Here is a 19,087-nt window from a genome sequence, read left to right on the forward strand (position 1 = left end):
GCGGGGTGCGCATGCGCAAGGGGCGCGATCCCCGGGACAGCGGGGATCGCGCCCCTCGGCGCGCGGTATCCGGTTCCGGCCGTCAGGTCCGGTCGTCGAGCCCGTCCTGGATGTCGTCGAACGACCGCTGCGGCGAGTCCTTCGGCTGCGGAGCGCGCGCGGACCTCTGGTCCTGCGGGCCCTTGCCGGGCTTCTGCGCCTGCCGCGCCTTCTCCTCGATCTGCTGCGCCTTGTCCTGGAACTGGTCCTTGATACCCATGCTGTTCACTCCATGAGGGGTGTCGGTGGTGGGGCCCGGTGGTGAGGCCTCGACCAGACTTGCACGGGCGAACAAAGCACGCATTTCGATCAGTGACTCTGTGTGCGCTCCTTCTCGTCGGCGGCCCCGCCGGCCCCCACGAGCCCCTTGGACACCTGGCCCAGACGCGGCTCGAAGTGCCGCATCTCGCGCTGCCCGACCGTCGCGATCATGCCGGGCAGGTAGCCGCGGATCCCCTGCATGCCGCGCAGCCACCACTGCGCGTACACGTGCGCCGAGCGCCGCTCGATTCCCGCGACGATCCGGTCGACCGCCGGGCCCAGCGGGTACGTGCGGTTCGACGGCCACGGCAGCCGCTGCCGCAACTCCCGCATGACCTCGTCCTGATCGGCGCCGCGCACCATGTCCGTGTCGGTCCAGGAGAGGTATCCGACCCCGACCTTCACCCCCTTGTGGCCGACCTCCGCGCGCAGGCAGTGCGCGAAGGCCTCGACCCCGGACTTGGAGGCGCAGTAGGCGGTCATCATCGGCGCCGGGGTGATCGCGGCGAGCGAGGCGATCTGGAGGAAGTAGCCGCGGCTCTCCATCAGTACGGGCAGGAAGGCGCGGGCGGTGACGGCCCCGCCGATCAGGTTGACCTCGATCACCCGGCGCCAGGCGTCCGGGTCCGAGTCGGCGAACGGCCCGCCCGCGGCCACGCCGGCGTTGGCGACGACGAGGTCCACCTTGCCGAAGCGCTGCTTGACCTCCTCGGCGACCCGGGCCATGGCCTCGTGGTCGGTGACGTCGGCGTACCAGTGGTCGCTGTCGGTGTGCAGCCGCTCGGAGACCTCCTTGAGGGCCTCCGGCTCCAGACCGACGAGGGCGACCTTCGCGCCGCGGGCCGACAGCTTGCGCGCCAGCAGCTCGCCGACCCCCCGGGCGGCACCGGTGACGACGGCGACCTGGCCTTCCAGACTCCTGCGAGCGCTCACGGCGTCTTCTCCTTCTCGGTGGTGTCGAGGTACAGCTCGGTCAGCTCGCGCAGGGCGCCGGTGACGACCTCGGGGGCCTCCACCGGGGTCATGTGCCCCATTCCGGTGAGCTCGGTCAGGCCCACGCAGTTCGGCAGTGCGGCGGCCAGCCCGCGGGCGTGCACGATCGGGGTGAGCCGGTCGGCGGTGCCGCCGATGACGGCGGTGGGCACGGCGAGGCGGGCCACGTCCGCGTCGAGATCCAGCCCTTCCAGCACCCGGGACCACGCGTGACGCACCCCGGTGGGGCAGGCGTGGACGATACGGGCGCACGCCTCGACCTTGTCCGGCGCCGAACCGGGGCCCATGGTGGCGTACTTCAGGATCTTCCGGGCGACGGGCGTGACCGGCCCGAGGGGGGCGCGGGAGCCGAGGACCGCGCCGGTCAGCCGGGTACGGGCGCGCCCCGCGCGCACCGGCAGCACCTGCGCCTCTGCAACCAGCCGGGAGCTGCCGGTGCTGCACAGCAGCGCGGCCGCGGCGTGCTCGGCGAACTCCGGCCGGGCCGCTGCCGCCATGATCGTCATGCCGCCCATGGAGTGGCCCGCGACGACCGCGCGCTCCCCGGGGGCGAGGGCCGCCTCCAGGACCGCCACCAGGTCGTCGGCGAGGGCGGTGGTGGTGTGCGTCCGGGCGGCGGGGCTGCGGCCGTGCCCGCGCTGGTCGTAGGCGACGACCCGGTGGGTGGCCGCCAGGGCCCGGATCTGCGCGGCCCAGAAGGCGGTGGAACAGGTCCAGCCGTGGGCCAGCACCACGGCCGGCGCACCCTGCTCCCCGTGGACCTCGACGTGCAGCCGGGCCCCGTCCGCGGAGACGGCGACGAGCTCGCGCCGTGCGACGGGCGGTGCATAGGGACCGGAGAGGACGTGCCGCGGGCGGCTCACGCGACGCCCTCCGCCGCCCGGGCCCCGTCCTCACCGGCAGTGGGCTCGCCCACACCGGCCCCGCCGGCGATCGAGGCGCGGGGGCCCGGGGGCAGCGCCCCCGGCAACGGCGCCGCAGCAGAGGCAGCCGCGACGACCACCGGCACCCGCTCCCTCACCCGCACGACCTCGTACTCCGCCAGATCGACGCTGCGCGTCTCGCGGCGGAACTCGCCCGTCGTACCGGGCCAGACGGTGGTGTTGCGGCCGTTCGCGTCCAGGTACCAGCTGGTGCAGCCGCCGGTGTTCCACACCGTCCGCTCCATCCGGGCCTGTACCTGGCGATTCCACTTGTTCACGGCGGAGGGGCGCGCGGCGAGCGCGACCGTCCCGCCCAGCATGCCCAGCTGCCGCAGGTAGTCGGCCATGTAGTTCAGCTGCGACTCGATCATGAGGATCATCGAACTGTTCCCCAGCCCGGTGTTCGGGCCGATGATCGTCATCCAGTTGGGGAAGCCGGCCGCCGTCGCCCCGCGCAGCGACTGCATCCCGTCCTTCCACTCGTCCGCGAGGGTCCGGCCGTCCGCGCCCACCACCCGGTCGGCGATCGGCATGTCCGTGACGTGGAAGCCCGTACCGAAGATGATCGCGTCGACCTCTGCCTCGGTCCCGTCGGCCGCGACCAGGACCGAGCCCCGGATCTCCTTCAGCCCGGAGGCGACCAGGTCCACATCGGGCCGCGCCAGCGCCGGGTAGTACTCGCTGGAGAGCAGGATCCGCTTGCAGCCGATCCGGTAGGAGGGCGTCAGCCTGGCCCGCAGGTCCGGGTCCTTGATCGACCGGGCCATGTTGGCCTTGGCGAGCGCTTCGACGAGTCCGAGCTGGTTCGGCCGCTTGGTGAAGGCGCTGACCTGGAGCTCCCGGAGGCCCCACAGCAGCCCCCGGCGCGCGGCGCGGGTGAAGGGCAGCTGCCGGTGAAGCCAGCGTTCCACCGCGGAGATCGCCCGGTCGGTGCGCGGCATCACCCACGGCGGGGTCCGCTGGAAGAGCGTCAGGCGCTCCACGTCGGGGGCGATGGCCGGCACGATCTGGATCGCGGAGGCCCCCGTACCGATCATGGCGACGCGCTTGCCGCCGAGGTCGTAGTCGTGGTCCCAGCGCGCGGAGTGGAACACCTTGCCGGGGAACCCGGCGAGTCCCGGCACCTCCGGCAGCTTCGGCTCGGACAATGGGCCGGTCGCCGAGACCACCACGTCGGCGGTCAGCTCGCCCTGCGCGGTCTCGATCTCCCAGCGCAGTTCGTCCGCGTCCCAGCGCATCATCAGGACCTCGGATTCGAGCCGGATGTGCGGGCGCAGACCGAAGGTGTCCGCGACGTGCTCCAGGTACGCCCGGATGGCGGGCTGCCCGGAGAAGGTCCGCGGCCAGTCCGGATTCGGCGCGAAGGAGAAGGAGTACAGGTGCGACGGGACGTCGCAGGCGCATCCCGGATAGCTGTTGTCCCGCCAGGTTCCCCCGACCGAGTCGGCGCGCTCCAGGACGACGAAGTCCGTGATCCCCTCGCGCCGCAGCCGCACGGCCGCCCCGAGTCCGCCGAATCCGGACCCGATCACCGCCACTCGTACGTGCTCGCGCCCCTCGCGTCCGCCCCTGCCGCCCATGCCGCCCATGCCCGCCGCCTTCCGCTCATCCGCAGTTCCAGCCACGCAACGCCGCAACGCACCACACCATCGAAACACTGCCAGCAATCACTGGCACAATCGGGAGGGTAGAGCAGCCCCGTACTCATGGGTAGGGGGCGGACCCGGAAAGTTACTGCCGGTACGCCATAGGGTGCGTCTGTGGCGAAGGAAGAGACGCAAGCGAAGACGGTGCGCGAGTACCGCACGGAGGAACTGGCCGAGGCGGCCGGCATCCCGGTCCGCACCCTGCGCTTCTACCGCGAGCGCAAACTGCTCCCACCGCCCCGCCGCGAGGGGCGCATCGCCTGGTACGACGACCACCACCTGGCCCGGCTGCGCACCATCGCCGCCCTGCTGGAGCGCGGCCACACCCTCGGCGGCATCGCCGAGCTCACCGCCGCCTTCGAGAGCGGCCGCGACGTGAGCCAGCTCGGCGAGCTGCTCGGCATCGGCTGGTCCGAGGAGACCCCGGTCCGGCTCACCCCGGAGGCCCTCGCCGACTACTTCGAGGGCGAGGTCACCCCGGAGAACCTGGCGGCCTCCCTGGACCTCGGCTACCTCGCCGTCGACGGCGACGCGATCGTGCACGTCAGCCGCCGCCTGCTGGACGTCTCCTCGGCCCTGGTCCGCGAGGGCGTTCCGCTGGCGGCGGTCCTGGAGACCGGCCGCCGCGTCCGCGAGCACGCGGACGCGATGGCCCTGCTCTTCACCGAGCTCATATCGACCCACATCTCACCGGACGCGCTCACCCGGCTGCGCCCACTGGCGAAGAGCGTGGTCGAGGCCGAGCTGACGATGGCGATGGACCGGCTGCTGGCCTCGGGCACGGACTCCGGTCAGACACCCAGCTCGTAGACGACGGTCACGGGCGCGTGGTCGGACCAGCGCTCGGGGTGCGTCTCGGCCCGCTCCACGAAGGCCTTCACGGCCTTCGCCGCCAGCCCCGGGGTCGCGACCTGGAGGTCGATCCGCCAGCCGGCGTCATTGTCGAAGGCCCGCCCGCGGTAGGACCACCACGAGTAGGGCCCCTCGGTGTCCGGGTGCAGCTCCCGCACCACGTCGACGTAGCCCGCCTCCGAGTACACCTTCCCGAGCCACTCCCGCTCCTCGGGGAGGAAGCCCGCGTTCTTGCGGTTCGTCTTCCAGTTCTTGAGGTCGGCCTCCTGGTGGCAGATGTTCCAGTCACCGCACACCACGACCTCGCGGCCGTCGGCGGCGGCCCGCTCCTTCAGCGCCGCCAGGTACGTCAGGAACTCCCCCATGAACCGGTACTTCTCCTCCTGCTTCTCCGTCCCGGCCTCGCCCGAGGGCAGGTAGAGGCTGGCCACGGTCACACCGGGCAGATCGATCTCCAGGTACCGCCCGCTGCCGTCGAACTCCGCACTGCCGAATCCGACCTGCACCCGCTCGGGCGCCCGCCGCGTGTAGAGCGCGACCCCGGCCCGCCCCTTGACGGCGGCCGGCGCGAACACGGTGTGCCAGCCCGCAGGGGTCCGGACCTCCTCCGGAATCTGCCCCTCCTCGGCCCGCACCTCCTGGAGGCAGACCACATCGGCGTCGGATCCGTCGAGCCACGCCCCGAAGCCCTTCTTGGCGGCGGCGCGGATCCCATTCACATTCACGGAGGTCACAGTGAGCATCCCAGCACCATAGCGGGATGGTTCCGTACGATATTCGAATGTCTCACCGGATAGACCTTCGCACCGTGCCCTACGACCACCCGGACGCGGTCGAACTCAACGACCAGGTCCAGCTGGAGTACCAGGAGCGGTACGCCGGTGAGGGCGACGCCACCTTCCTGGACCCGGCGATGTTCGCCCCGCCGCAGGGCCGCTACCTGCTGGCCTACGACGCCACGGGCGCCCCGGTCGCCAGCGGCGGCTGGCGCAGCCAGGACGAGAACGACGAGGGCTACGCGGACGGCGACGCGGAGCTCAAGCGCATGTACGTCGTCCCCGAGGCCCGCGGCCTGGGCCTGGCCCGCCGCATCCTGGCCACCCTGGAGGACGACGCCCGCGCGGCGGGCCGCCAGCGCATGGTCCTCGAAACGGGCGACCAGCAGCCGGAGGCGATAGCCCTCTACCTCTCCTCGGGCTACACCCTGTCGGCGAAGTTCGGCCACTACCGCCACTACGACTCCAGCCGCTGCATGACGAAGCCCCTCCAGCCGGCCCCCGCCCCGTCCAGCCCGGCCGGCCGGTCCAGCCCCGCCGCCGTCTGAGGCGCTCTTTCAGCCCCGCCGGCGTTTGAGGCGCGGGGGTCCGGGGGCGGCGCCCCCAGCAGCGGCGCCGCGCCCGCCCACTACCGCGGCAGCCAGACGGCCCGGTCCGTCCCCCACCGGGACGGACCCGCCCCCCACTCCCCGAAGGGACTGGCGGCGTGCCGCACCACCCCGTACCCCGACGGGGTCTCGCGCAGCCACGGCTCCGCCGAATACCCCGCGCCGGCCACCGGGCCGGCCGCCGGCCCCGCCCCCAACAGCCCCCTCACCAGCCACGACCCCGTCCCCGCCAGCGAGAACCGCAGCCCCCGCCCTCCCCCCTCGGCCAGCGCCCGCATCACACCGGCCGCCACCAGATACCCCGTCCCGTGATCCAGTGCCTGCGCCGGCAACACCCCCGGCGCGCCATCGGACCTCCCGCACCGCGCGGCGATCCCGTACCCCGCCTGCACCAGCGAGTCGAACCCCCGCCGCCCGGCCCACGGCCCCCACTCCCGCCACCCCCACGCGCACAGCTCGGCCACCACCAGCCCCGGCCACCGCTCCAGCAGTTCCCGCGCCCCGAGCCCGTACCGCTCCAGCGCCCCCGGCCGGTACCCGGTCACCACCACGTCGGCCTCGGCGAGCAGCCCTTCGAGCACCGCCCGATCCCCGGCTCCCCCCGCTCCCGCCCCCGCCAGGTCCAGCAGTGCCGACCGCTTCCCGAAGCCCGTGTCCGCGTGCGCGTCGTCCGCCTCCGGCAGCCGCGGCGAGTCGATCCGCAGCACGTCCGCCCCCAGCGCCCCCAGCGTCCGCGTGGCGACGGGCCCGGCGATGACCCGGGTCAGATCCAGTACCCGCACCCCCGTGGCGGGCCGGCCGATCGGGGCATCGCCGAGTGTCCGTCCCCGCGCCCCTGATACCCGTACGGGCTCCATCAGCGGCTGCGGCTCCCCGTACTCCCGTGCCACGGCGACGGCGAGTCCGCCCTCCCCGTACACGAGCTCCTGCACCTCGACGGCCGTGCGCCCCGCGACCGCAGCGCGTACCGCCTCCGGCGTCGCCGATGACAGTCGCAACGCCCGTACCAACGCGGCTTCGTGATGCGGATAGTTGGCGTGCGTACGCACCCATCCGTCGCAGGTCCGCCAGAAGCCGGACAGCGGCGCGAAGGTCACCGGAGCGCGCCCCTCGACCCGCAGGTGCCGCTCGCTGACGAACGCCGTCGCCACCGCGCCCTCGTCCACCACCAACGGGGCCACGTCCGCCACCTCACCACCGGCCCGTACCGCGGCCAGCTCCGCCGCGGCAAGTCCGCACACCCCGACGGTCGCGCGGGCCAGTTCACGTACGGGCAGCGGGCCGTCCCCCAGGTCACCGGCTCCGCGGTAGCGGACCCGCCCGGCGAGATCGGGTGCCCCGCCGAGAGCCTCCCAGGCCTGGGCCGTCCCTGGGTCGCGTTCCTCACTGGTCGTCATGAAGCCATCATTCCCACCCCCCTGCCGCAGGAGCCGAGATGTCCTCCTGTCGAGATCATGCGTCCCCGCGGACCTGAAGTCAGCGGGGAGCAGGCAGGATGATCGTGCAATGCGAGATCCAGCAGGGTGGAAAAATGTGCAAGGGAACGGACATAGGCGAAACGGACCCGACCACGAAGGGCTGCGAGAACGAGATCTGCCCCCAAGGACTCCAGTACTACGCGGACTCCCTGCAGGGTCGGACCCCCTCCGGACCGTGCCCGCCGTGCCTGCTCGACCTGGGCCTCGTACGGCAGTTGCCCGACGGCGCCTTCGCCGCCATCCCGCCCCGGCTCGCGGCCGGCGGGCGCATGGACCGCCTGGAGCAGGCCATCGAGGAGAAGCGCAAGGCCCTGGCGGCCGTCCGCACCTCGATCGCCCGCGCCCAGGAGGTCTACCTGGACAGCTACCACCGCGGTGACACGCACGCGGTACGCAGCGTGCACGGCGCGGGCACCATCAACGCGACGATCTCCGCGGCCGTCCGCTCCTGCCAGGAGGAACTGCTGACCGCCCAGCCGGACGGCGCCCGCCCGCAGGCGGTGCTCGACGCGGCGCTGCCGAACGACCTCGCCGCACTCCACCGCGGTGTCCGCCAGCGGACCGTCTACCAGCACACCGTCCGCTCCCACCCGCCCACGCTCGCGTACGTGGAGCAGATCTCCCGGGCGGGCGGCGAGATCCGCACCCTGGACGAGGTCTTCGACCGGCTGATCGTGTGCGACCGCAGGATCGCCTTCGTCCCCGACCCGGGGGCACAGCGCAGCGAGTTGGCCCTGGCCATCGAGCATCCCGGGGTCGTGCGCTACCTCGTCGGCATCTTCGACCACGCCTGGCAGCGGGCCGCACCGCTGCGGGACGTCTCCGGGGGCCGGCTGCCGGCCGCGCTCACCGACGACATCCGCCGCACGATCCTGCGGCACATGGTCAACGGCCACACCGACGAGGCCATCGCCGCCCGCGTCGGCATGAGCACGCGCAGCGTCTCCCACCACATGCGCTGGGCCGCCGATCTCTTCGGCAGCCGCAGCCGCGCACAGCTCGCCTACCTCATCGCCCGGAGCGGGTTCCTCGACGACGAGCCCCCAACCGGCGCCTGACAAAGCCTTCTTCGAGCCGGTGGGCCGACATGTACGTTCCTCCCGAGCCTGCACTCTCCGGACGGCAACCAGGGTCTGGTCGGCGGGGACCTGCTCAGTTACGTGCGGGTCAACCCGTCGCTGACGCAGGTCTCGTACTCCCCGCTGATCGCCGGCGCGTACGTCCGCGAGGACAGCGCCGACCCCGGCCCGCGCGACCCCGGCAGGCCGGGCCTCCAGATCGCCCTGTGGATCCAGTACCTGCTCGACGGTGCGGCCACCGTGCCGCAGGCCCTGGACCTGCTCGACACCTGCCAGCTGGTGCCGGTCGAGATGCACGGCTTCCGGGCCACGGTGCACGTGGCCCTGGAGGACGCCTCGGGGGATTCCGCGATCATCGAGTACATCGCGGGCGAGCGCCGGGTGCACCACGACCGCAGCTACACGATCATGACGAACGAGCCCGCCTACGACGAGCAACTGCGCCTGCTGCGGGAACAGGTGCGCACGGTGCAGGAGCTCGGCCACGACCGGCCGAGCAGCGAAGTCCCCCTCCCCCGCACCGTTCTGAGCCGGGCGGCCCGCCCGAACCCGTAAACGCCGAGATCCCGCCCGGTCTTTCGACCGGGCGGGATCTCGTGACGTTCACGAGAGCTACTCGCGAACTGTCGTCTGTGGGCTGTTCACGAGTACCCCTGACCAGGCACTCCGGAGGCGAATAAAGATCGCTTCCCAGACTGACGAAGATCGCTTCCCGCCCCAGCGACAGGTGTCCTCCGCTGTCAGAGGCAGAGGCGAGGATGTGCGGCATGACGAAGACCGGAGCGGACTACGCGTGGTTCGAAGACGACTTTCCAGACATCGCCGAGGCATACTGCTTCACCTTGCGCGGGACCTCTCGCCTGCTGAGCTAGTGTCCCGGCTTGCGGGACGACCGGAAGCGCCCCTGCAGGGCATCGCCGCAGTCGTCGACGCCGCCTTCGCCCAGTACGACCTGGAGGATGGCGACCGTCAGATGGTCGCCATGACGACTGTGGGCGCCTGGACGCTGATGATCGAACCCAACGGGTACATCGGAGTCACCGAAGATCGAGCCTTGCCGGCCTCGGCCGGGGCGAGCTGGGTCTCTCACTTCGTCAACATCAATGCCGTCGGCACGTTCCTCTGGGCGGAGGACCAGGTCCTGCGACTCTGCTTCGACCCCATGTTCCCGGAGGATCGGTGGGGCACCGCACCGGACGAGCTGCTGGACGTCATGGTGCGGATCGGCTTCCACCTCGAGGACGAGACTCCGGAAACGGATCTGCCCTCCAGCGGCCTTCGCTCTGGCAGAGCACCTGACCGGCGTGGCCATCAGTCCGGCGCTGCTCCAGGACACGACCTTCACCTGCGCCACTGTCCAGGTCCGATGACATCGCGCGACCACCCTCCCCGGGTCTGCCCTGTGAATGCGGTGTGGATGATGGCGCGGTGACGAACATCAGTGACGCCCACGTGAAGGTCCACTTCCGGATGGACGTAGATGAGGATGGCTGGCCGCCGGCAAGCGTCGAGAGCCTGTGGGCGGTGAACCTCGGCGACGGCACGGTGCGGCTGGACAACACGCCCTGGTTCGTACGCGGAGTCGCCAGCGGCGACATCATCAAGGTGGAGTGCGATGGCGACGGTGTTCTCTGGGCCGGGGAGACGGTCCGACCATCTCAGAACTGCACGATCCGGCTGATCGTACTGAAGGACGACGGCTCAGCCGCCGCCCGGCAAAGCGTGCTGGAGGTCTTCCACCGCCTCGGCACGACCGGCGAGGGAATCGAGCAGTTCCGGATGGTGGCCCTGGATGTCCCACCTGAGGCGGACCTGCCGCGGATCCGCACGCTCTTGGAACACGGTGAAGCGAAGGAGTGGTGGCACTGGGAGGAAGGCTGTGTCACCGCTGCGTGGGAAGCCGCTGCTCCTGCCTGAGGGCAGCTGAGTTCCATCCCCAGCACGTGGCGGCCACGGGGCTGCACCCATGCCGCTTGTAATGAGTTGGTTCTCGAGCGGCTGCGCACGGCACGCTGTGGGCACGCGTCCTGACGAGGGCGGATGTGGATCCGCGCCGACGCGGCGGCCGAATGCCGCCTGATCTCCCGGGGGGCAGTGGTGAACGAACGGGACGTCCGGCTCAATGAACTCGCGCAGGGGCTGCGCCCCATGTCTGAAGGCATCAAGTGGTTCGACGAACTCGTCCCGGATGACCAGTCCGAGGTGCTGCTGTTCCTACGTCATCACTGTGCCCAGGCGCGCGCTGTCGCCCAGGATGCGCCAGAGAGCATCCGCCGTGCTGGGCTGCGCCAGACACATACGCCCGCGGTATTGATCTCACGCGGCCGGATCGACGATCAACTGGGAAAGATCGCCGGTCTCACGCCTATCGACGAACGTCGAAAGGCGTTCCGGCTGCTGATCGCAGTCCTGGCGGTTGCCGACGAGCGGCGCCGCGAGCGCTTCTGCTCCCGCGGCTGCGGTCATTGGTGGCACAGACTACCCGTCGACGGCTGATTGGATCCGACCGCTCGGACGTGTTGCCACGACCGCGGGCTCCTGAACAACGTACGGTGCTACATCCACTTTGAGGGCTCCGGGGCGCCCGACGGCTGCTTTGGGACACCCCTGACCGCACCTCTCGCTGTGGGGCGGGGGCCGCCTATGATCCAAACCAGGGGAACAGGGGAGGATGGGCATGTCAGGAGACGCGAACAGCACCGGAACAAGGCTGAACGGCGTGGATGGTGTACCGGCTGGCCCCTTGGCTCCGGGAGGCGGGAGCGTATTCGGCTCGACGCCGGCGGAGAAGAAGGCAGCGGCAAACACCATCGAGACCGAGCTGGAAACCAACACCAAGAAGGCTGCGGACGGCGCGAAGGACAACACGAGCGCGGCGGCAAGGAGCCTTGATGGCTGGGAGACAGCCTCCGGCCTGAAGAAGGTGACGGAGACCTGGGACCAACAAGCGAAGATGCTGATGGGACGCCTGAGCGCCGAAAAGGCCTCCCTGCGAGGGGCCTCGAGCCTATTCATGCAGAACGACGTGCGGACGGGTGACCAACTCGGCGCAGTGGGCCCGAAATCCAAGCTCGAGGGACTGTAGGGGGATCGGGCACGTGTTGACATACCAGGAAGTCATGACGCCCGATCCCCACCTTCGACTTCACACGGGTCCAGGACCCGGCGCAGGCGCGGACCCTGCGACGCGACCCGGACTTGAAAAGCGTCGAGGAGTCCTGGACCGCGCACATCGCCGCAGCGGTGCGGGCAGTGGACGAGCTCGATAAGGCGGTCAAACAGGCGCTCGAAGCCGTGGTCGTGGACGGAAACATCCTCGACGGCACCATCGGGGGGTTCAACGCCTCGGCCACTCCCGTCATCCCGCCGACGGGGTCGGCGCGGAGCGAGCAGAAGTTCACCGACGCCGAAAAGTGGATCTTCGATGAGATGAAGCGAAACGCAAAGTCGGACACGGTCGGGCAGATGCGGTCCCTGCTGAACAAACCCGAGTGGTACGAATTCGGGCGCAACTACGGCTCCGACATCAACGCAGCACTGACGATGTGGGGCGTGAAGGTGGCCCCGGGACAGGACTGGGACCACAAGCCGCAGCTCCAGGAACGGTACGACCTCCAAACGCTTGACGACTACTACTTCAAGCAGCCCGGAACGAACCGCGAAGTCTTCTACGACATCTACTCCAACGTCCACTACGGATACGTCGGCCGGGCAGCCGGCATCGACGCGGACACCTTGATCAAGGGCGCCTCCCTTGGAGAAACGCTGCTCACCGGAGACGACGACCAAGGCGATCAGATCACGATGCGCATCGGCATCGACCTCTACGACAAGTACGGCGACAACCTGACCGAGGAACAGCTCCGGCAGGGAATCAACGACGCGATGGACCAGATGGAACAAGCGCAGCGCAACGGCGAGAACGTCCCGCAGGTCAGGAACCGGAAGTGACGCGGGGACAGTGGGGCTGTGCGGTCGCCCCCGTTGCCGGTCTGGCCACCGGTGTGCTCGGGGCGGTGCTGCTGGCAGCCGCCTGGCGTGCGTGCGACGTAGGAGTGAACGGCGCGGCCAATGGGCTTGCGCTGATCTTCTACGGAGCCTTGCTCGCGATCATGGCGGCTGTGTGGTGGGGGGTGTTCATCGGGTACGTCGGACGCTGGAACCTCGCGGCCGCCCTCCTGGGCGGCACGGCCGGCGCGGCGGTCATGGTTTGGATCTTCGTGGCTCTCCTCCAGGTTCCCAACGGCTACCGCTGCTGACGAGTTCGCCCCCGACGCGGTGACGCGCCGAGCACGGCCACATCTACGGGTTCCGGAGAGACGGTCCGATCCTCGGAGAACTGCACGATCCGGCTGATCGTGTTGAAGGACGGCGGCTCGGCTGCCGCCCGGCAGAGCGTTCTGGAGATCTTCCACAAGCTCGGCACGACAGGCGAGGGCATCGAGCGGTACCGGATGGCGGCGCTGGATGTCCCACCGGAGGCGGACCTGCCGCGGATCCGCAAGCTCCTGGAACACGGTGCGGCGGAGGGCTGGTGGCACTGGGAGGAAGGGTGCGTCACCGCTGCCTGGAGGTCCATGGCCACGGACTGAGCGGCTGCGCGTGCTGGTGGAGGGCTGCCCATGCCTCCGTCAGTGGCGCCGTGCATGATCGGGCACATGACACATGGTTCCCGGGACGCCCTTCGCTCCCTTGCCTTGCAGCATCTGTCCCCCGAGGATGCTGAGACGTGGATCGGTCTGCTTCGCCCTGGCGTGCGTCTTGAGGTAGCGACTGGCTGTGACGACGTGGTAGGTCGGCTCGGTGGCCTTCCAGCCGTGCCGGCTGCCTCGGAGTGGCCGGTGTGGGATGGGCATGGTCCGCTTTCCTTCATCGCCTCGATCGATTGTGCCAAGCTGCCGTCGGCTGCGCTGGACATCGACCTGCCCGAGGCGGAACGCTGCTGTTCTTCTATTTCGACCGCCAGATGGACGACGGCGAAGCCCTCGTTCTTGCTGAGGACCGGGAGAGCTGGGCGGGCGCCCGTGTGCTCTATGTGGCAGCGGGTGAGGAGGTCGTGGAACATGGGACGCCCGCCGGAGTCGAGTCGTACCCGGTGGTGCCGCTGACCGCGCGCCTGGAGATGACGGCGGCCGAGCCCTGCCATTTCCGGATTCGGGACACATTCGCTCCAGGTGCCCCGCTCGGGAACCGGTACGACCACCCCGTCTGCTCTCAGGAGTTCCTCGACGCCCTGTGGGAGTTCGACGGCGAGGTCGGGCACCAGATCGGCGGCCATGCTCACTCCGTGCAGAACCCGGTGGAGATCGAGGTCGCGGAGGCAGTCCTGGACGGCGAGGTGTCCTGGGACGACCCGCGGCTCTCCGAAGAGGCGGGCGGTTGGGTGCTTCTGGCCCAGTTCGACAGCGAGGACGCTGCGGACATGATGTGGGGCGATGCCGGAGCGCTGTACTGGCTGATCCGTCCGGAGGACCTGGCAGAGCGGCGCTTTGAGCGGGCGATGTTCACCTGGCAGTGCAGCTGATGACCGCCAAACCTCCCGCCTGGGGAGTCCAGTACACGCTGAGCCTGCCGAGTGAGGACGCTGCCCGCACCGCTGCAACCGAGCTTTCCAGGATGGGGCACCGTCTGACGGCAGTGCGCGTCCACGATCACTTCCGGTCTGTTCCATCGAGCTTCTGGTACGGAAGACCGTCGATGGACCCGGAGCTGGAGGGGTGGTGGCAGGTCTTCTCTCTGGCCGTCTACAGCGGGTACGAGCGCATGGCTCTCGAGCCGTTCTTGCGCAGTGAACGAACTCGGGTGGCCCATGTGGCCTGTGCCCATGGCGGTTTCCAGCAGGGGTGCAGCGAGGGGCATGCGGTGACCCTCGAAGGCGTCTTCACGCGGGACGGTCTGGTTCATGACCAGACCGGCGCCGAGGTGGCCCTGCCCGCCCCTTTGCCTGAGGAACCCGTCAGGCCTCCGGCTGGTCCGTCGTGGAACCACGGCGGCCTCGGTGAACCCACGGCGGTGGTCCAGGCCGTGGTGGCGGCTGCGGAGCGGATCTACGGCGGGGCCGAGAACGCTCCGGAAGTCGCGACATGGCTGCTCGACGAAGAGTTCGCCTTCGGTGAGCCGTACGAGACGACGGGCGAGTTTCTCGGCGATCTCTCGGACGCGGTGGCCCATCAGGGGACATGCACCGACGCTACCGTCGAGGCGGTCCCGTTCCTTGCCGAGCTGGTCTGTGACGACAGCATCGCCGTCGGCAGCCGGTTGATGCTTCTCGACGACTTGTTGCGACTCGCAGTTTCGGGGCCATCTGCAGCCGTCTCACTGACCGACCGTACAGCTGCTCTCGGCGATGTGTGGCAGGAGTCTGCCGCCGAGTACCTGACACGGCGGGCCATCAGCAAGGAGCTACCCCAGCTGCTGTCCCGGTGGGGAGATGAGAGCGACGCCGTCCGGTTCGCTCTCGCTGCCCTCGTAGCCGTGTGCGATGGGCATGACCAGCGCCTACCTGCGCGGCTGGCCGAGCTGCCGGCCCCAGAGGGCACGGGCCGCGCCGATGTCGTGGCGCTCATCGCGGCTCTCCTCAGTGGGGAGCGAGAGCATCTGAAGTCGGCCCTGGACCGGCTGTGCTCCTGGATGCCTCGCATCGCGGAAAAGGCCGCCAGCCCACACGTCGAGTCTCGGAGTCTTGCACTGTCCGTCCTCCCTGATCTCGTCATGGGAGACGTGGCCTTGGTGCAGGATGCGGCCTGATGCCGGGCGAGGTACCGCGGATTCGCGGCAAGCACGTTCGGGTCACCTCTGGTGGGGTTGCTGTGCTGGAGGAAGAGCTGCTCAGTCGGCTCGTGGCCTGTCATTCCGACTGGGAAGGCACACTCGCTGAGCTGGCAGAGACCTCCGGACCCGGATTCCTCTTCCGGCCGGGGCGGAAGGTCGCGGCAGCCAAGAACCTCGTCTCGTCCTGGCCCGCACGCCATCGACCCCATGCGGGCCTGCCCCCGCTCTCTGCTCGCGCTTGCGGTCGACGTGGATCGTCGGCCGGCTTTCCGAGGGCATCAACCCGGAGGCCGTCGCTTCCGCCGCGGGCATGGCCTCCCCTGCCGGCTTGGCGGGCTACCACCACTGGGTGCCCCCACTCCCCAGGGAGGAGGTGATCCGCTTGCTGCGTGGCCGCTGCTCGTGAGGGCGCGACCTGAAGCCGACCAACTGGCCGCCCGGCATGCACGGCCCCGGCTGCGTCCTGGACGGCTCACCGAGATCCCTGATTCCAAGGTCGGTCAGCTGCTGACCCTTCTCGACCGCTCCGGCCTGCCCCAACAGCTGGAGGACATGCTGCGAGGCCGTCCCGGGCCACAAGGGGTGCCGCCCAGGACGGTGCTGGCCGGCCTGATGCTCGCCGTGTACTACACGGGCCGAGCCACGGTCTCCGACGCCTGGCGAATCTTGCACTTCCGCCTCCAGCCCGCTGCCCGCGCCTGGCTCGGCATCCCCGAGTCGCCTCCGTCCACGGCACGGGCATGCATAGCTGCCAGTCGTCGTCTCTACCGAGGGCTGGACCGGATCACTACTGTGCTCGACCCGGCGCGCTGCGACCGGCGTCGGCGCTTGGGCCAGGCGGAGGCGGACATCCACTCCGCAGTCTGGGATGGAGCCACTGGCCGGCAGGCCGCGAACCGGCTTCAACGGCTGGCGAACGATCTCGTCCTGGTGCCCGTCCGCCTGGCCCAGCAGCGCGGGTACCTGCGCCACTGGAGCGGCGATGTGGGAGTGGACGCAACCTCGATCCCGGTCCTGGCCCGCCCGGACAGCGATCGCTCGGGGACCGCCTCGGTCGAGATCACCGCAGGCTGGCACTACCGTGGCGGTTCCAACGAAGGGATCTTCGGCTACAGCGCAACCCTGCTGGTCGCCGCCCATTCCCGCACGAGCGAGCAGGCGGCCAAGGGACGCAGGGCACCGTCCTACCCGCAGCTCTGCCTCGGCCTCACCTTGGACACCCCCACCGTCCGTACAGGTGAGAACGCAGTCGCCGTCTTGGCACAGCTCGCTGAGCTCCGGACGCCCACTGGAACCTGCGCAGCCGACCGCGCCTACACCGGGTGCTCGCCGGAGAAGTTCCAGGTCCCCACACGCCGGCTCGGTTTCCGCCTCGCACTGGACTACAAGGCAGCCGACCGCGGTATCCAGGGCAGCTGGCAGGGAGCCGTGCTGATCGACGGCTCCCTCGCATGCCCGCAGATCCCCAACGTGTTGGCCCAGGCCACCCACGGCATGGACGACAAGACCTTTCGCCAGCGGCTCGATGAACTGAAACCGGTGATCGCTGAGAGGCTGCCCTACTTCCTCAAGCTCAAGCAGAACGCCGATGCCCGAGGCACCGTACGCCTGCAGTGCCCCGCCGCCGGCCCGTCCCCCTCGGTGAACTGTCCTCGCCGAGAACGCCTCCGGCCCGCAGGGCCGAGCACTTCCGGCCCCCCACAGACCGTGGTCCGGCTCGCGGATCGACGGTCCCGCGCCAGCCACCCGGCTGCCCGCCCGACCGTCCAACTCCCTGACCGCGAGTGGATCGACCCTCCGCGAAAGGACGAACTGCCCGCTGTCTGCGGCGCATCCGCGATCAGCGTGCCCGCAGACGCCGCCGAAGATCTGAAGACCGCCAAGTTCCGGCAGGACAGCCACTACCTCAGCCTGGCCTGGGAACGGATCTACAAGCCGATCCGCTCGCACAACGAGGGCCTGACCGGACGGCTCAAGGGCGCCGAGCTGAACATCGGAGAGCCCCTGCATCGCCGGGCTCCAGGGCAGGTCGCCCAGACGCTCCTGGTCGCCATCATGGTGACTGTCGGCAACCTCGACATCTTGGAGACCTGGCTCTACGAACGGACGGGCAGCCGGCTCTCCGACACCGAGTTCGAGTCCGTGCCAGCCCCGCCAGGTCTTGACCCACGCCACGTCCTGGCTCCGCTGGGCACTGGCCGACATCCGCCGGGCAACCTCTGATCGGTCAGCGACACAGCCAGACATCCTGATCACCGGCCCCGGGCAACCGGGGCCCCTTCGCATGCCCCCAGAACAGCCAGAAGCCTGCCGGAGGGGATGTGATCCGGTGCACGCCGCCATCCATCACCCCGAACAGGCATCGAACGACCCCGTAAACGACGAAGATCCCGCCCGATCTTGCGATCGGACGGGATCTCGTGAACGTTCCTGAGAGCTACTCAAAAACAGTCGTCTGTGGACCTGTGGGGATTTGAACCCCAGACCCCCTCGATGCGAACGAGGTGCGCTACCAGACTGCGCCACAGGCCCTTGCGACGTGTGAAACATTAGCATCCCCGCGCGGGTGCTCCAAAACCGATATCCCGGAGCGTCCGCGCAGGTCACCGATCACTCGTTCGCGGCGCGCGGGCGGTCCTCGCCCTCGTACTGGTCGAACAGCGGGGTGCGGCCCTTGCCCTGTCCGCGGGGGCGCGGCGTGGTGGTCTGGGGCTTCGGGTCCGGCTTCGGGGGGCCGGGCTGGGCGCGCAGGCGGGGTTCCGTCGGCTCGGCCGTGCTGGAGCGGGTCGCGCTCCAGGCGTCCGGGGCCGCGGGGCCCGTGGCCCGGGGTGCCACCGGGGCCGTCACGTACGTCGGCAGCGGGACCGGAACCGGCTCCCAGCTCTCACCGCGGGCGGGGCCGCGTTCGCGCTCGCGCTGCTGGTCCACCCACTCGGCGTGGTCGGTCTGCTCGACCAGGGCGCGCCGTCCGGCCTCCTGCGGGGACACCGGTGGTGCAGGGTCCGGTTCGCCGCCGGACGCCGCCTCGGGCTCGCGGCGGCTCGGGCGGTTCTCCCGCAGCTGCCGCGCGGCGGCCTCGGCGCGCCGCCGGTCCATCGTGAACTCGTAGCGCCGCCGCTCCTGTACCCGCAGGTGCACGATGTACGTGCTCAGCAGGAGGGCGGGCACGGCGGGCGCCCACAGGAAGCGCAGCCCCCCGACCGCGGCAACGACGGCGCCGAGGGTGAAGACCAGGAAGAGGAGCGCGGTCGTGCGCCGGCGGCGCGCGAGGACCTGGAGGCGCTGTTCGCGCCGGGCCCGCTCCGCACGCTGCTCACGTTCGGCGGCGGCCGGTCTCGGCTCCGCCCTGGTCGGGGGCACGACAAAGGCCCGGGCGTCGGCGTCGACGGAATCAACCTTTTCCGTCGCGGCGTCCGGGTCCGCGTGGGGCTGGGGCTCCGCCTGCTCGTCACCGCGCTCACGCAGCCCCTTGGCGTAACGGCGCTCCATTCCCGCCCGGCCGGAAAGCAGCCGAATGGCAGTGGAGAAGCGTTCCGTCGGACGGGCTTCGTTCAGCTCGTCCTGCCTCCGGAGCCACATGGGCACCAAGTAGGCGGCCCAGGCCCCGACAATGACTGCGTAGATGAGGCCGCTGCTGCTCACACCTCACACCGTAGAGGGG

At 70.2% G+C, this 19,087-nt stretch carries 20 protein-coding genes, 1 tRNA gene and 2 pseudogenes; 15 read left to right on the top strand and 8 right to left on the bottom strand.

Translation table 11 applies throughout. The features are described 5' to 3' along the window. Positions 1-82: 82 nt before the first annotated feature. The 4 genes from IE257_RS22200 to IE257_RS22215 all read right to left on the bottom strand — a co-directional run bounded on the left by IE257_RS22200 (position 83) and on the right by IE257_RS22215 (position 3,796). Positions 83-259 (bottom strand): hypothetical protein, encoded by a 177-nt coding sequence (locus IE257_RS22200; RefSeq protein WP_189971260.1) that lies wholly within the window; start codon positions 257-259, stop codon positions 83-85. Between the two features lie 89 nt (positions 260-348). Continuing rightward, entirely contained in the window at positions 349-1,233 is an 885-nt protein-coding gene (locus tag IE257_RS22205; protein ID WP_189971262.1) for an SDR family oxidoreductase, read from the bottom strand. Continuing rightward, positions 1,230-2,156 (bottom strand): alpha/beta fold hydrolase, encoded by a 927-nt coding sequence (locus tag IE257_RS22210; protein WP_189971264.1) that lies wholly within the window; start codon positions 2,154-2,156, stop codon positions 1,230-1,232. The genes IE257_RS22205 and IE257_RS22210 overlap by 4 nt, the downstream gene beginning before the upstream one ends. Beyond that, entirely contained in the window at positions 2,153-3,796 is a 1,644-nt protein-coding gene (locus IE257_RS22215; protein WP_189971564.1) for a flavin-containing monooxygenase, read from the bottom strand. The genes IE257_RS22210 and IE257_RS22215 overlap by 4 nt, the downstream gene beginning before the upstream one ends. Positions 3,797-3,976: 180 nt before the next feature. Between IE257_RS22215 and IE257_RS22220 the strand changes: the two genes are divergently transcribed. Beyond that, complete coding sequence (locus IE257_RS22220; RefSeq protein ID WP_189971266.1) at positions 3,977-4,672, top strand: MerR family transcriptional regulator; 696 nt, start codon at positions 3,977-3,979, stop codon at positions 4,670-4,672. Here the strand turns inward: IE257_RS22220 and IE257_RS22225 are convergent. After that, positions 4,654-5,457, bottom strand: coding sequence for an exodeoxyribonuclease III (locus tag IE257_RS22225; RefSeq protein WP_189971268.1), 804 nt, complete (start codon positions 5,455-5,457; stop codon positions 4,654-4,656). The two genes, IE257_RS22220 and IE257_RS22225, sit on opposite strands and share 19 nt — an antisense overlap. Before the next feature lie 38 nt (positions 5,458-5,495). Between IE257_RS22225 and IE257_RS22230 the strand changes: the two genes are divergently transcribed. Then, a complete protein-coding gene (locus tag IE257_RS22230; RefSeq protein ID WP_189971270.1) occupies positions 5,496-6,038 on the top strand; it encodes a GNAT family N-acetyltransferase in 543 nt (180 codons plus the stop codon). 80 nt (positions 6,039-6,118) lie between these two features. Here the strand turns inward: IE257_RS22230 and IE257_RS22235 are convergent, their stop codons facing one another. Then, complete coding sequence (locus tag IE257_RS22235; RefSeq protein WP_189971271.1) at positions 6,119-7,495, bottom strand: CoA transferase; 1,377 nt, start codon at positions 7,493-7,495, stop codon at positions 6,119-6,121. Positions 7,496-7,629: 134 nt separating this feature from the next. On the opposite strand from IE257_RS22235, the gene IE257_RS22240 reads away from it, so the two are divergent. From IE257_RS22240 to IE257_RS22295, 13 genes and pseudogenes are all read left to right on the top strand, one after another. After that, the gene (locus tag IE257_RS22240) at positions 7,630-8,634 is read left to right on the top strand and encodes a helix-turn-helix domain-containing protein (protein ID WP_189971273.1); all 1,005 of its coding nucleotides are present in this window, start codon (positions 7,630-7,632) and stop codon (positions 8,632-8,634) included. A 102-nt stretch (positions 8,635-8,736) separates the two neighbouring features. After that, entirely contained in the window at positions 8,737-9,210 is a 474-nt protein-coding gene (locus IE257_RS22245; protein WP_308278774.1) for a linear amide C-N hydrolase, read from the top strand. A 316-nt stretch (positions 9,211-9,526) separates the two neighbouring features. Next, positions 9,527-10,087 carry a DUF6461 domain-containing protein gene (locus IE257_RS39625; protein WP_443728825.1) on the top strand — a complete coding sequence of 187 codons (561 nt, stop codon included), beginning with the start codon at positions 9,527-9,529 and terminating at the stop codon, positions 10,085-10,087. Further along, positions 10,084-10,572 (top strand): DUF4265 domain-containing protein, encoded by a 489-nt coding sequence (locus tag IE257_RS22255; protein ID WP_229920573.1) that lies wholly within the window; start codon positions 10,084-10,086, stop codon positions 10,570-10,572. The genes IE257_RS39625 and IE257_RS22255 overlap by 4 nt, the downstream gene beginning before the upstream one ends. A 123-nt stretch (positions 10,573-10,695) precedes the next feature. Continuing rightward, positions 10,696-11,151, top strand: a complete 456-nt coding sequence (locus IE257_RS22260; RefSeq protein ID WP_229920574.1) for a DUF5958 family protein — start codon at positions 10,696-10,698, stop codon at positions 11,149-11,151. 181 nt (positions 11,152-11,332) lie between these two features. Further along, entirely contained in the window at positions 11,333-11,740 is a 408-nt protein-coding gene (locus IE257_RS22265; RefSeq protein ID WP_189971275.1) for a hypothetical protein, read from the top strand. 167 nt (positions 11,741-11,907) lie between these two features. Further along, the gene (locus IE257_RS22270) at positions 11,908-12,606 is read left to right on the top strand and encodes a polymorphic toxin type 44 domain-containing protein (protein WP_189971277.1); all 699 of its coding nucleotides are present in this window, start codon (positions 11,908-11,910) and stop codon (positions 12,604-12,606) included. After that, positions 12,603-12,914 (top strand): hypothetical protein, encoded by a 312-nt coding sequence (locus IE257_RS22275; protein WP_189971278.1) that lies wholly within the window; start codon positions 12,603-12,605, stop codon positions 12,912-12,914. The genes IE257_RS22270 and IE257_RS22275 overlap by 4 nt, the downstream gene beginning before the upstream one ends. Positions 12,915-12,965: 51 nt before the next feature. Then, positions 12,966-13,247, top strand: a pseudogene (locus IE257_RS22280) (DUF4265 domain-containing protein); the annotation flags it as partial. 66 nt (positions 13,248-13,313) lie between these two features. Next, positions 13,314-13,514 (top strand): annotated as a pseudogene (locus tag IE257_RS39490) (YwqG family protein); the annotation flags it as partial. Between the two features lie 107 nt (positions 13,515-13,621). Next, the gene (locus tag IE257_RS39495) at positions 13,622-14,179 is read left to right on the top strand and encodes a DUF1963 domain-containing protein (RefSeq protein ID WP_372453085.1); all 558 of its coding nucleotides are present in this window, start codon (positions 13,622-13,624) and stop codon (positions 14,177-14,179) included. 173 nt (positions 14,180-14,352) lie between these two features. Next, entirely contained in the window at positions 14,353-15,402 is a 1,050-nt protein-coding gene (locus IE257_RS22290; RefSeq protein WP_229920576.1) for a hypothetical protein, read from the top strand. A gap of 816 nt (positions 15,403-16,218) precedes the next feature. Further along, entirely contained in the window at positions 16,219-17,649 is a 1,431-nt protein-coding gene (locus tag IE257_RS22295) for a hypothetical protein (protein ID WP_229920577.1), read from the top strand. A 235-nt stretch (positions 17,650-17,884) separates the two neighbouring features. Here IE257_RS22295 and IE257_RS22300 read toward each other — a convergent pair. Next, a tRNA-Ala gene (locus IE257_RS22300) sits at positions 17,885-17,958 on the bottom strand. A gap of 78 nt (positions 17,959-18,036) precedes the next feature. Beyond that, positions 18,037-19,068, bottom strand: a complete 1,032-nt coding sequence (sepX, locus tag IE257_RS22305) for a divisome protein SepX/GlpR (protein ID WP_189971280.1) — start codon at positions 19,066-19,068, stop codon at positions 18,037-18,039. Positions 19,069-19,087 lie beyond the last annotated feature (19 nt).

The organism is Streptomyces avidinii, from assembly GCF_014650695.1.
Classification (GTDB): Bacteria; Actinomycetota; Actinomycetes; order Streptomycetales; family Streptomycetaceae; genus Streptomyces; species Streptomyces avidinii.

What these genes read in the sequence shown, in the direction of transcription:
- IE257_RS22200 (WP_189971260.1), bottom strand. Translation starts at nt 259, where the DNA reads ATGGGTATCAAGGACCAGTTCCAGGACAAGGCGCAGCAGATCGAGGAG.
- IE257_RS22215 (WP_189971564.1), bottom strand. Translation starts at nt 3,796, where the DNA reads ATGGGCGGCAGGGGCGGACGCGAGGGGCGCGAGCACGTACGAGTGGCG.
- IE257_RS22225 (WP_189971268.1), bottom strand. Translation starts at nt 5,457, where the DNA reads ATGCTCACTGTGACCTCCGTGAATGTGAATGGGATCCGCGCCGCCGCC.
- IE257_RS22230 (WP_189971270.1), top strand. Translation starts at nt 5,496, where the DNA reads ATGTCTCACCGGATAGACCTTCGCACCGTGCCCTACGACCACCCGGAC.
- IE257_RS22235 (WP_189971271.1), bottom strand. Translation starts at nt 7,495, where the DNA reads ATGACGACCAGTGAGGAACGCGACCCAGGGACGGCCCAGGCCTGGGAG.
- IE257_RS22240 (WP_189971273.1), top strand. Translation starts at nt 7,630, where the DNA reads ATGTGCAAGGGAACGGACATAGGCGAAACGGACCCGACCACGAAGGGC.
- IE257_RS22260 (WP_229920574.1), top strand. Translation starts at nt 10,696, where the DNA reads ATGTGGATCCGCGCCGACGCGGCGGCCGAATGCCGCCTGATCTCCCGG.
- IE257_RS22265 (WP_189971275.1), top strand. Translation starts at nt 11,333, where the DNA reads ATGTCAGGAGACGCGAACAGCACCGGAACAAGGCTGAACGGCGTGGAT.
- IE257_RS39495 (WP_372453085.1), top strand. Translation starts at nt 13,622, where the DNA reads ATGGACGACGGCGAAGCCCTCGTTCTTGCTGAGGACCGGGAGAGCTGG.
- IE257_RS22290 (WP_229920576.1), top strand. Translation starts at nt 14,353, where the DNA reads ATGGACCCGGAGCTGGAGGGGTGGTGGCAGGTCTTCTCTCTGGCCGTC.